Genomic DNA, 13101 nt, shown 5'->3' with positions numbered 1-13101 from the left:
ACCATTATAGTTAAAATTATGCTGATATTTCTACATAACTTTCAATATTTCTTGATAATACGACTATTTTTTTAAAAGTCCATTATTCTATAACTAATAATTCTTTAATATTCGACTATAATATCTAAAATCAACTATCAGATATATTATATATTCTCTACTCTATAGGGTGCATTTTAGAAAATACTAACAACATTTTCTACTTAGGCATATTCAACAAAATAACAAGTCAGTATGCTAGTCTATTTTGTTTCATATGCCTTATAGTTTTCTTTATTTTCTTTTTATTCTTTAGTTTTTATTTCTTAACCTTTAAACAAAACTATAATCTGAGTTATCCACAACTTCTTTAATAATATAATTTTTCAAAGAATAAAAAAACTCTCATAAAGGTCAAATCCCTTATGAGAGTTTTTACTATGAATTTTTACTTACTATATTATAGTATTCTCTAACAGTTACTATGTAGTAAATAACATATATTGCAATATATGCGGCAAAACTTATTAATGCAGGTATCATGAAATTAAATCCTATAATAGTAGAGAATAAACTTACTGCAAAACTAGCATGTGATATCCCCAGTATTAACGGTAGTAAAAATACTAACAACATTTGCCTACTTATAGTTTTCTTTATCTCCTTTTCACTAACTCCTACTTTTCTTAATATTTCATATCTTCCCTTTTCCTCATTAGCCTCGGTAAGTTGTTTAAAGTAGATTATACTTCCTGTGCTTATAAGGAATATAAGTCCTAAAAATCCTGTTACAAAAAGCATAAGCCCTGATGATGCTATTCCCGCATTATAATAATCATAATATGAAACAAATTTTATTTTCTCCTTTTGCTCTTCATTTAAAATTCCTTTTATACTTGTGCTTATAGTCGCATCCTTAGGATTTTTTAACATGATAGAGGTTATTTCAAATAAATTTTCTTTTTTATAAAAAGAATCATATGTTTCATCACTAACCACTGCAAGCAACCCTGCTATTCCTACATTTGTTAAATCTATATTTTTTCTTCCTATTACATTTAATTCGTAATCTTCATTATCAGGATATAGCATATATTTTGTATTTTCATAATCACCTTTAAGTATTTTACTTTGAGTTGAATCTAATAGTACAGATTCATCTTTATTCTTTATCTTAACTGTATATTCATCTTTGTTAAGTTCAGTCATGATTTTATTATATTTACTCTCTGATATTAAATATAATATATCTTCTTCTTTTTCATATAATTTTTGTGGCGGTTTTTCGCCTTTAAAAACTACAGGAGTTCTTAAAAGTTCTAATTTAAAGTTATTCTTTATTTTATCCTCACCAACAGCACTTATTATATTTTCATAATCTGTTTTGTTGTATACATATTGTAAATCAAATGGTGCTGAATCTCTTCCCCCTTTTTCATTCATATAGTATAGGCTATAACTAAGTCCCACTGATGTTAGAGTAGTTGCACTAAGTAATGCTATAATTGTAAGTGTTCTAGCATTTGATTTAAATCTATACTGTAGCTGAGATACTCCTATCATGTTTATACCCTTGTAATATCTAGCCTTATTCTTCTTATAAATCTTAACTATAAGAGTTGTAAAATTCTTAATTAATAGATATGTGCCGATTATTATACTTCCAAATAACACTCCCACTCTTAATCCAAAACTACTTACAAAAAATTTTGGTTCAAACATATTTACTGATGTATAGTAACCTACACTTATAAATACGATTGCCAATATTGCAGATACAATTGATGCCTTAGGTGGCTTTTCTCCCTTATTTTCTGCCTTAAATAATTCAATTAATTGAAATCTATATGTTAAGCTATATCCATGCAATGATGCTACAATAAATATTATTGCAAAAACTAATATTGTTGCATAAATAGCCTTAGAACTTATACTAAAGTTTATTATGGCACTTATACCCATAATTTTTATAAGTAAATCACTAAATAGCTTTGAAAATATACTTCCTAATATAATACCTATTAGTAAAGCTAAAGCTCCCATACTTATAGTTTCATAAAACAGCATTCTACCTATTTGCTTCTTTTTTACACCCATCATTGAATATAAAGCTACTTCTCTTTTCCTCTTTTTAATAAAGAAAGAATTAGAATACCAAATAAATATAGTTATAAATATTATAAGAATTACTGAAGCTGCATGGAAAGCCGAACTTATTTTTTTTGACCCACCAACCATTTTTTCTATTTGATCATTATACTGTATAGATTGAAATATAAAATATATTATTACGTTAAATACCATTGATAAAAAATATATAAAATAGTTATAAAAATTTCTTTTAACATTTCTTAGTGCTATCTGAAACATATTCACCAGCTACACACCTCCTTCGTAAATTTGATTTATAAAATATCACTCGCTCCACCTAAAGTCGATAAAACATCTAATATCTTATGGAAAAATTCTTTTCTTGAACCACCTCTTACTAACTCAGTGAATAATACTCCATCATTTATAAATATAATTCTTTTACAATAGCTTGCTGCAAAGGCATCATGAGTTACCATTAATATTGTTGCCTTATTACTATTATTAAGCTCAGTTAAGCACTCTAAAAGTTCAGTTGATGACTTTGAATCTAAGGCTCCTGTAGGTTCATCTGCTAATACTAACTCTGGGCTAGTTATAATTGCTCTTGCCGCAGCTACCCTTTGCTTTTGTCCACCTGAAATTTCACAAGGATATTTATTTAATATTTCATATATTCCTAACTTATTTGCTATTTCATTCACCTGTTTTTCTATAGATTTATGATTTACCTTTGATAAAGCTAATGGAAGCACTATATTTTCCTTAACATTTAATGTATCTAACAAATTAAAATCTTGAAAAATAAACCCTAATTTATTTCTTCTAAACTCTGATAATTTATCTTCATTTAGCTTAGTTATATCTTGTCCGCCAATTTCTATAACACCTGATGAAGGCTTATCTATAGTTGAAATGATATTTAAAAGAGTACTCTTTCCAGCTCCTGAAGGTCCCATAATCCCAACAAACTCGCCCTCTTTAATCTCTAAATCTATTCCATTTAATGCAGTATAAGAATTACCTCTTGCACCGTAAACTTTTTTAGCATTTTTAGCTACTAAAACATTTTTCATAATTTTCTCCTCCTAACAATCAACTTTTTTTCCTAAGTATAATACTATTATAAAATCTATTTTCCTAAGAATGGATGAAATAACTTATATCCTTTAAATTCTTTAGTTATTTGATTTACTCTGCCTTCAATCTCTTGATTATCTAACTCATTACCCTCTTTAACATTTCTAACCACCCAAGACTTAATTGCATCTTCTGAATTTTGTTTATTATAAGAATTAGATAAATACCAAGCCTCCATTTTAATACTTAAATCAGTTTTTAGAATGTCCTTATCTTGAAAATCACTTAAATTCATTTTTTTAGCCCAATCAGCAGCAGTATAATCTCTAACTTGTATTAGTCCATTTTTCCCATCTTTAGTATAATCCGTAAACTCCCTAAAACCACTTTCATTGTTTATTATAGCCGCCATTAACTTTGGATCTACCTTGTATTCCTCTGCATATTTTTTTATAGTATCTTCATTTTTTAATGAATATATAACCTTGTTCCCAACAATAAATCCGCCTGCTAATATTATTATTAAACTAGTAATAACTACTTTTAATTTCTTATTCATAATCTTATCCTCCTAAAATTCATATTAATTTTCTTCTTAAGTACAATACTATTATAAAATCTATTTGACTCTTTAACCATCTATTTAACTTACATATTAAACCCTTAACCTTACATTGTTGTCACCTTAAAGTTTATGATTCTATTTTTCATAAGGCTATGTTTTAAGTAAATGTTGATATTGTAATATAAACACTATTTTAAAACATAGCCTTTCATAAAAATAATAAAGATCAAACTATGATTTTATTCCATTATCATAGTCTGATCTTTATTATCTATATTTATTAATTAAATCTATAATAAGCATTAAGCTTAGGGAAGCTTATAATTACCTTTGTATATTTGCCATAAATTGATTCTATAGATATATCATGTCCAAGCTTTTTAGCCAAGGTTTTAGCTAAATAAAGTCCCATGCCAGTAGATTTATATCTGTCCCTACCATTTATTCCTGTAAAACCTTTATTAAATACTCTACTAATATCCTCTTCTTTTATACCTGTACCATTATCCTCTATGCTTAATTTCTTTTGACCATCATCATTAACCATGTTTATTTTTATAATCCCACCATTACCTGTATACTTTAAAGAATTAGTTAAAATTTGATCTATAATAAAACTTAACCATTTCCCGTCACTACTTACAGTTGACCTCTCACCTGTTATTTCTACCCTTATCTGTTTATTAATAAAAGTTTTAGCTTGTTTTTTTACTGCTACTCTTACTAATTTATTAATTTCTAAATCATTTATTAAATAATCACTAGAAAATGAATCACTTCTTGAATAATATAGAGATTGCTCCACATATCCATCTATCTTATCTAATTCATCTTCTAAGCTATCTAAAATATCTGTTATGTATTTGCCTTCACTATTTTGCATTATTAATCTACTAACTGCTATAGGATTTTTTATTTCATGTACCCATGATGTAATAAACTCTTCATTTTCCTTTTTATCATCATATAACGCATTAAGCTTTAATCTCTGCATTTCGTATAAATTTTTAATTAACTCTATATATAACTTTTGCTCATAGTTATTGGGGGTTGGTAAACTAAATACCATATCTTCATCTTCATCTTCTAATAACTTTTTAAGTTCTTTATAATATCTTTGATTCTCTACATAATTCATCAATAAATATATTATAAATAAAACTAATGTAAAGAAATTCATATATATTAAGTTATACAAATTGACATTGTTAGTTTCATATAACTTCACGCTAAAAGATATGAACCCCATAAGGATTAAATAAAATATAATTAATGATGTCTTATCCTTAAAATATTGCTTTATGCTCATATTGTTGTGTACCCATACCCCTTTTTAGTTTCTATAAAGTTATATATACCTATTCCTTCTAATTTTTTTCTTAATCTATTGATGTTAACAGTTAAGGTATTATCGTCCACAAAGCTTTCATCATCCCACAAACTTCTCATTATTTTTTCTCTACTTACTACGTTTCTGCCATTCTTCATAAGCATATGTAAAATTTTAAATTCATTTTTAGTTAATTCTATTTTTTCATCCTTATGAAGTACCGTGTATTCTTTTAAATTTAAAATTACACCTTTATATTCTATAACATCAGATTCTATACTAGTATATGAATAAGTTCTTCTTAATGTAGCATTAATTTTAGCCATTAAAACCTCTATAGAAAAAGGTTTTTGAATAAAGTCATCCCCACCCACATTCATGGCCATAATAATATCCATATTAGTATTTCTTGATGAAACAAATACTATTGGGACCTTTGATACTTCTCTTATTTTATTACACCAATAAAACCCGTCAAAAGAAGGAGTGTTTATATCCATTAGTACTAAGTGAGGCTTCTCCTTTACATAATTATTAAATACATCTGAAAAACATTCTACACAAAATACTTCAAAACCCCACTTAATAATATTCTCACTAACTATTTCTCTTATCTTTACATCATCTTCTACTATCATAATTTTAAACATATAGTCTCCACCTCTTAAAAATCTAATTGCATACTATATTTATCGTATAAAGTGTGATTACTTTATAGCAATATTGTATCATATGATAGGATATTTTATTTCATCTGCTGATACTTGTCAATTGTCTATTTTCTTTAAGATAATTCGTTCACTAACTCATCTTTTTATTTTATTATTAATTCTTCTTATATTTAGTAAAAGTAAAATAAACAAAAGAGAAATTATGAATATCCAAATTGATTTTGGAAGATTAAATTTTAGTGATGCTCCCCCTAATTTCAGTTTATATATACATCCTATTCCTCCATCTAAAATATAAATTGCTCCATTTGAATATTTTATTCCTTTAATTTCGCTTTCATCTCTAAGCTTTAATAATCTATATAATACTCCTCTTTCATCTATAGAACAGATCATATTATCTTCTTTATCATAAAATACTTTCGAATCTTTATCTAATATTGTACCCTCTTTATCTATAGCTAAATTTTCTAAACCTCCTATTTTAGAAAATTGATATAATGGTGCTGAAACTACTTTGTTTGGGGGATTTAAAATAATTGGTGATAATATATTTTCTCCTTTAAATCTTGGCGAAGTTATAGGATCTCCGCCACTAAAATCTGGCCATCCATACCAGTTGCCTTTTTCAAGTTTATAAATATAATCAAAATCTCTTGCTACTGGTCTTACTCCAGTATTTTCAATTCCTCCAGTTATCGCAATTAAATTATTTTTACTATCTATATCCCACCCCTTTATATTTCTTATACCACAAGCATATAGTGAATTTTTATTAGTATTTAAATCAATTTCAATTATTGAAGCATTACCTAACTCTTTTGCACTTATTTTTTGTCCCTTTGTACTAGATTCTTTATATGACATAAATGCACCTGTTTTCTCCTTTCCGTAGTTCTCTCCGCTTAATGTAATATTAATTGGCGTCTTATCATAAGGAATATTCCTTAAAGTAGAATTATCATCTTTTTCTGCTACTCCTGAATTTGTAGCTGCTCCAATAGATAAAAGCAATTTTGAATCTTTAAGTATTAAATGTCTATCTAAGTACTTTCCTTGAGTTGGTATATCTTTTAAAATTACTTCTAAAAATTTATTTTGTGTATTATAATGATAAATTTCTCCCTTTGATATAAAATATAAATTTTCATCATTGCAAACCAAACTTTCTATAGATAATGATTTATCTTGAACTAATATCTCTTCTCTTCCATCTTTTTTTAATACTTTTATAGAATTCTCATAAGCTACATATGTATTGTCATCTTTGTCTTTGTCAAATGTTAATGCATCATTACAATTTTTAGCTACAATGCTCCAATCTATATTATCTTTTAAAAGACTTACTCTATATATTCCTGAAAATTTAAACACTAAAAAAGCTGCACTTACTATAACTACTGAAATAATTAAAAACTGACAAAATCTTTTCAACTTTATATCCCCCTCTATATGCCCTAATGATTAGTTTATCCAATTGCTACCTGTAATTTTATATAATCCCTTGTTAAATTTATATTTCTAATAATGCAAAATATTCCATTTAACATAACCTTTTATTTTAGACTATGTTTTAAAATATCAACATTCACTTAAAACATAGCAAAAAAATAAATTTGTATAAAAAAATAGAGGTATGATTTACTCCACATACTAAGGCACATTCAAAAAATAACAAGTCAGTACACTAGTATATTTGACTTGTTATTTTCTTTCATGTGCCTAAGTTAGAGTTTAGGCATATATCTATTTTTATTGTTATTTTTTTAAGTATACCTTAACTTTTAATCTGGAAAGTTCATATTTAACTCTCAATTCGAATATGATTTATAGTAACTTAAAGGAGTGAATGAGCTTTGAATAAGGACAATTTTGTTAAGAATTCTTTTTTGCTAACAGCATCTAATATAACAACTGGCATACTTGGATTTATATTTACAATATATCTTTCCAAAATTCTAGGTCCTGAGGGCATGGGGCTTTATAATTTAGTAATGCCTATTTACAATTTATTTATATGTCTTATGACAGCTGGTGTAGTTGCTTCAATTTCTAAAATGGCCGCTATCTATAGTCAAAAAGGTCAGCATAATAACATAGTTAGAACAATCCGAGTTGTTGCAATTTTTAACATAACTTGGGCCATACTAATAGGAATTATGGTATTTTTTTCAGCTCCCTTTATAGGTAAATATGGAGTTAATGATCTAAGAACAATAGATGCACTTAGAGTAATATGTCCTGCTATGGTGTGTATTGCTATATCTAACATTTTTAAGGGATATTTTTTAGGTACTTCTAAAATAACAGTCCCTGCTATAATAGATATTTCGGAAAAGGCTATGAGAATACTTACTGTAACTATTCTTATTTTCTTTTTAAAAGCTAAAACACTTCAAAACATGGTTACATTAGCAACAGTGGCTTTATGTATCGGTGAGTTCCAGAGTTTATTTTTTCTTTACATCTATTACAAATATTCTATAAATAAAATGCCTATATCTTATGAAAGACCTGAAAATAGAGCGCAGCTTTTATTTGATGTGGTTATTATGTCAATACCTTTATGTTTAAATGGTTTTTTAACTAATATATTATCAACACTTTGTACATTAATTGTTCCTAGACGTCTTGTTACCGCTGGCTTTAATTACACAGAAGCTTTAAGCATGATAGGTAAATATAACGGAATGGCGCTGACTTTAATAGGAATTCCTTTAATCGTAGTTTCTACAATTAATACACTATTAATTCCTGATTTATCTCAAAGCTTAAGTCAAGGAAATCAATATAAAGCTTCGTTAAGAATTAGGAAAGTTATGAAAGTCGCCTTTTTGCTTGGTATTGCAACTACAATAATTTGTAATGTAATTCCAGATTCTTTAGGTGAAATGTTTTATGGAAGAAATGATTTAGGTGTTTATATTAGATTTGCTTCTCTCTCTTCTCCAATATTTTTTACTGCATTTACTATGTTTGGCATACTAAATGGACTTAATAGACAAGGGATAATTCTTAGAAATTCATTAATAGAGGCTGTAATTGAATTGATATGCTTATATATTTTTACATCTATTCCTTCTATCAATATACTTGGACATAGCCTTACAATGTTTATGTCCTCAGGAATTGGATTAATTCTTAATCTCCATGAAGTTAATAAGCATGTTAATCTTAATATAAATAAATCTAATGTAATAATTTATTCACTGCTTGGAATTTTAAGCTTTTTAATTATAAATATATTTGCACATAACATTTTTAATAACTTTCCAGTTTTAAAAAATATTTCAGTTATGGTACTAACATTTTTAATATTTATATACTTAGGAACTTTTGGAGAAAGTGAAAATTAATTTACTGTTTTAAAATACAAATTTAAGAATTAAGCACATTCAAAAAAATAACAAATCAGTATGCTAATCTATTTTGTGTAATATTTCATTGCCATTACATAAAATAGACATAGCATCTTTGACTTGTTATTTTTTTATATTCCTTATTATTTTTTATCTTAATCTTTTTCTTAAAAATCTTGGTAACATATTATACAGTCTAGGAGAAAATGAATTAACATCATTTTTTCTAATACCGCCAAGTACTATCATTAAATATAAATAAACAAATCCCGCTATTCCAATCATAATAATAGTTGTAATGCCTGTTATTATGCCGCCTACATCAAATAATATAAGTAATACTTCTAAAGGCTCTTTAACTAGATATATCACTGCAACCATTCCTAATGAAGAAATGATTGGCTTTAATGTATGTTTAAAAATTGGAAGTTTCATTTTTAATGTTTTGCTAATCTTACGTTGGTTTAATATAAAAGGAATTACAAACCATAAGAAATTTCCAAACACTGCACCTAAAACATTTATATCTTTTATTCCAACTAATATATAATTTGCAGTTATCTTTGTTATTATTCCAATCATAAATGTTCCTAAAACATAATAAAGCTTGTTCATACTTTGTAATATAACATTTTGTATTTGAACTACTGCCATAAAGATTACTACTACAGATCCATATATCATGAGTTCATATCCTCGCTCTGAAGCATATAGTAACTTATAAATTTCTCTGCTTAAAATTGCAAGACCTACTGCAGCTGGTATTGTTACTGCATAAGTTATCCTAAACGCAAAATTAACTTTTTTCTTAACTTCTTTTTTATTTTTTAAAGCAACTGCACTTACTATTGCAGGAAGCACTGTAGTTGCTAAAGCTGTTACTATTACTAAAGGAACTGATAATAATGTTTTATATGTACCTAAAACTCCATAAAGTTCATTTGCTGTACTTTGAGCAAATCCTGCAAAACTTAATCTATTCTTTACATTTACCATATCAACAAGGCTACCTAAATTTTGAAGTCCTGCACTTAAAGTAATAGGAACACCATACTTAACTAATTTTCTAACAATCCTTTTGTTGCTCATTCTTTTTGTAGGAACTTCTATATTTAATGCTTCTTCTTCATAATTTTTCTTGTAATAAATATATATCATATAAAGGCAAGCAATAAATGCACCTAAGGTAGTACCTATTGTTCCTCCTGCACTTCCATAAGGAACACTTATCTTAACTAGTATATATGCAAATATTAAACTTGTTGCAACATTTATAACTTGTTCTAACACTTGAGAAACAGCTATAGCCGTCATATTATTTCTGCCTTGAAAGTATCCTCTATAAGCAGATAATATTGCTGTGACAAATATACTAGGTGATAAAAATAAAATTCCATATGATGCTTCTGGAGTTCCTATAAGATCCCCTATTTTGAATGCAAAAATCATTAAAAGAATACTAAGCACGCCTCCAATGACAGCATAAATTGCTCTTGATATTCTTAATGCCTTTATAGCATCTTTTTTATTTTCTAAAGCTGAAAGTTCAGCGACAACCTTTGCAACTGCAGGCTGTGCTCCTAAAGTAGTTACTGCATATACAAAAAGAAATACTTCATAACACATTTGATATATGCCTAAACCTTCAAGACCTATTGTTCTTCTAAGGAAAGGCACATAAAATACTGACATTAATTTAGCTAATATCCCTGCTGCTGAAAGAATTACAAACCCTTTAGTAGATGATTGTTCTTTCATTTTTGACCCCTATCTAAGTGAAAATTTAAACGCATCCTGTTTTATTTTCTTTAACATTGGAGGTAATGCTTCCACTATAATTTTATTTCTTAAATACTCTAATTTTCCATTCATTTCTTTGAAATTTAATTTATAAGCATATAAGAATTGATAATCTAAGCCATATTTATTTTGGAAGAATGAATTTAACTTCTTATCTCCATATTTATTATCACCAATTATTGGATTTCCAAGTTGTGATAAGTGTGCTCTTATTTGATGACTTCTTCCTGTAATTAAGTTTATTTCAAGTAATGAATAAGCTCCATTTGTTTGTATAGTAGTTACTTCCATTGCTATTTTTTTAGAATCTGGTACTTCTTTATCATATACTTTTGATATATTAGTATCTTCATTTTTTAATATGTATCCTGTATATAAATCATCTCTTATTTTACCCTTAGCTAAAGCTATATAATACTTCTTTACTCTATTTTCTCTAATAGTTTCATTAATCAACTTCAAGCCTTCAAAGTTTTTTCCAAACATAACTATTCCTGATGTATTTCTATCTAATCTATTACATGGAGCTGGCGTAAATGTTATTTCATTTTCTGGTATATATGCTCCTTTTTCATTTAAATAAGAAAGTACATAATCTGTTAATGTTGCTTCCTTTCCATCTTGATCTGCATGAACTAAAAGACCTGGCCATTTTTCAACAACCAACAAATTTTCATCTTCATATGTAATCTTCATTCCAGTAGCATCTACTTTAATGAACTTTTCTTTTTTCTCTGGATTACTTTTAATATATTTTATTTCTACTATATCCCCTTCTTGTAAAAAGTATTTTTCGTTTTCCTTTTTACCATTAACTCTTATATCCTTTTTTCTTAAAGCTTTGAAAATTGCACTTAAAGGTACATCCTTTAATAACTTTCTTAAAAATTTATCTAATCTTTGACCAGCTTCATTCGAACCTATTTCGATTTTCAAATATTATCACTCCTAGTTTTTCTTTTGGTTTAGGCATTGTAGCTTTTACTTGCTATTTTCTTTCATATGCCATAATTTTATAACATTGGTTAGATTAATCTTATTTTGTTACTTTGTCAAGTAATTAAATGCAGATAAACATTGTACTGCTACTCCAAGTGGTATGCAATCTTCATCTATATTGAACAAATTGCTATGTGCAGGTTCTGTAGTTTTCTTATCCTTATTTCCTGAACCTAAAAAATAAAATGCTCCTGGCTTTTCCATAGCAAAATATGCAAAGCTTTCAACACCCATATGAGGTGCCTTTTGCTCTAATACATTGTCTGCTCCCAAAATATGACTTGATGATTCTCTAACTAAACTAACCATATCATCATTATTATAAAGACAAGGATAACTTTCTTCTATTTCTATTTCAGCTTTGGCTCTTGATGCTAATGCAATTCCATTTACAATTTCTTTTAATCTGTCTATTGCAAATTGCCTATCTTCTTTAGTCATCGTTCTAATTATTCCACTTAATTTAACTTCTCCTGGAATAATGTTTTGAGCTGTTCCTCCATGAATAGTTCCAACAGTAATAACAGCTGGGTTTACAGGAGATATTTCTCTACTTACAATACTTTGAAGTGCTATAACTATATGACTTGCTATAACTACAGGATCAACAGTAGTATGAGGTGATGCACCATGTCCCCCTTGACCAGTTATTTTTATAGTAAATGGATTTGATGCTGCATTAACCACACCTTTTTTTATCTCAATACTTCCAACCTTTACGCTTTCATCAACATGAAGTCCTAATATACAGTCAACTTTAGGATTTTCTAAAACATTTTCTTTTATCATATACCTAGCTCCACCAACTGTTTCTTCAGCTGGTTCAAATATAAATTTTATATTTCCACTAAATAAATTCTTATACTTATTTAATATTTTTGCAACTCCAAGAAGTATTGTGGTATGTGCATCATGCCCACATGCATGCATTTTACCACTCACCTTTGAACTATAGTCACAAATCTTTTTATCTTGGATAGGAAGTGCATCCATATCTGCTCTTAATGCTATTGTTTTAGTATCCCCTTCTTTTTCCCCTTTTATAATTCCACAAACTCCAGTTTTAGATACTTCAGTATACAAAATTTCCTGTTTTTTTAAAAAGCTTTTAATAACTTCTGAAGTTCTAACCTCTTCAAATCCAACCTCTGGATGTTCATGCAAGTCTCTTCTTATTTCTATTAACTCATCTTTTATTGCATTTGCTTCTTTATTAAAATCTATCAT

The 13101-nt window shown here is 27.6% G+C and carries 10 protein-coding genes; 1 reads left to right on the top strand and 9 read right to left on the bottom strand.

Annotation, left to right across the window (positions count from 1 at the left end):
* Nucleotides 1-417 precede the first annotated feature (417 nt).
* The 6 genes from BM027_RS08115 to BM027_RS08090 all read right to left on the bottom strand — a co-directional run bounded on the left by BM027_RS08115 (nt 418) and on the right by BM027_RS08090 (nt 7150).
* Nucleotides 418-2349: an FtsX-like permease family protein gene (locus BM027_RS08115; protein WP_242943300.1), complete on the bottom strand. Its 1932-nt coding sequence runs from the start codon at nt 2347-2349 to the stop codon at nt 418-420.
* A 35-nt stretch (nt 2350-2384) separates the two neighbouring features.
* Nucleotides 2385-3146: an ABC transporter ATP-binding protein gene (locus BM027_RS08110; protein ID WP_090090671.1), complete on the bottom strand. Its 762-nt coding sequence runs from the start codon at nt 3144-3146 to the stop codon at nt 2385-2387.
* A 56-nt stretch (nt 3147-3202) separates the two neighbouring features.
* Nucleotides 3203-3709: a transglycosylase SLT domain-containing protein gene (locus tag BM027_RS08105; RefSeq protein WP_090090670.1), complete on the bottom strand. Its 507-nt coding sequence runs from the start codon at nt 3707-3709 to the stop codon at nt 3203-3205.
* 286 nt (nt 3710-3995) lie between these two features.
* Nucleotides 3996-4943, bottom strand: coding sequence for a sensor histidine kinase (locus BM027_RS08100; protein ID WP_175559956.1), 948 nt, complete (start codon nt 4941-4943; stop codon nt 3996-3998).
* Between the two features lie 77 nt (nt 4944-5020).
* Nucleotides 5021-5695: a response regulator transcription factor gene (locus BM027_RS08095; protein ID WP_090090668.1), complete on the bottom strand. Its 675-nt coding sequence runs from the start codon at nt 5693-5695 to the stop codon at nt 5021-5023.
* A 156-nt stretch (nt 5696-5851) separates the two neighbouring features.
* On the bottom strand, nt 5852-7150 hold the full coding sequence (locus tag BM027_RS08090; protein WP_090090666.1) for a PQQ-dependent sugar dehydrogenase family protein: 1299 nt from the start codon (nt 7148-7150) through the stop codon (nt 5852-5854).
* Between the two features lie 422 nt (nt 7151-7572).
* Between BM027_RS08090 and spoVB the strand changes: the two genes are divergently transcribed.
* Nucleotides 7573-9072 carry a stage V sporulation protein B gene (gene spoVB, locus BM027_RS08085; RefSeq protein WP_090090664.1) on the top strand — a complete coding sequence of 500 codons (1500 nt, stop codon included), beginning with the start codon at nt 7573-7575 and terminating at the stop codon, nt 9070-9072.
* Nucleotides 9073-9225: 153 nt separating this feature from the next.
* On the opposite strand, the gene BM027_RS08080 is transcribed toward spoVB, so the two are convergent.
* The 3 genes from BM027_RS08080 to BM027_RS08070 all read right to left on the bottom strand — a co-directional run bounded on the left by BM027_RS08080 (nt 9226) and on the right by BM027_RS08070 (nt 13101).
* On the bottom strand, nt 9226-10833 hold the full coding sequence (locus tag BM027_RS08080) for a putative polysaccharide biosynthesis protein (RefSeq protein WP_090090662.1): 1608 nt from the start codon (nt 10831-10833) through the stop codon (nt 9226-9228).
* A gap of 9 nt (nt 10834-10842) precedes the next feature.
* Entirely contained in the window at nt 10843-11811 is a 969-nt protein-coding gene (locus BM027_RS08075) for an RluA family pseudouridine synthase (RefSeq protein ID WP_090090659.1), read from the bottom strand.
* A 108-nt stretch (nt 11812-11919) separates the two neighbouring features.
* Complete coding sequence (locus BM027_RS08070) at nt 11920-13101, bottom strand: M20 metallopeptidase family protein (protein ID WP_090090656.1); 1182 nt, start codon at nt 13099-13101, stop codon at nt 11920-11922.

It is taken from the genome of Clostridium uliginosum, from assembly GCF_900112485.1.
GTDB lineage: Bacteria > Bacillota > Clostridia > Clostridiales > Clostridiaceae > Clostridium > Clostridium uliginosum.
This window is presented reverse-complemented; position numbering and strand designations above follow the sequence as displayed.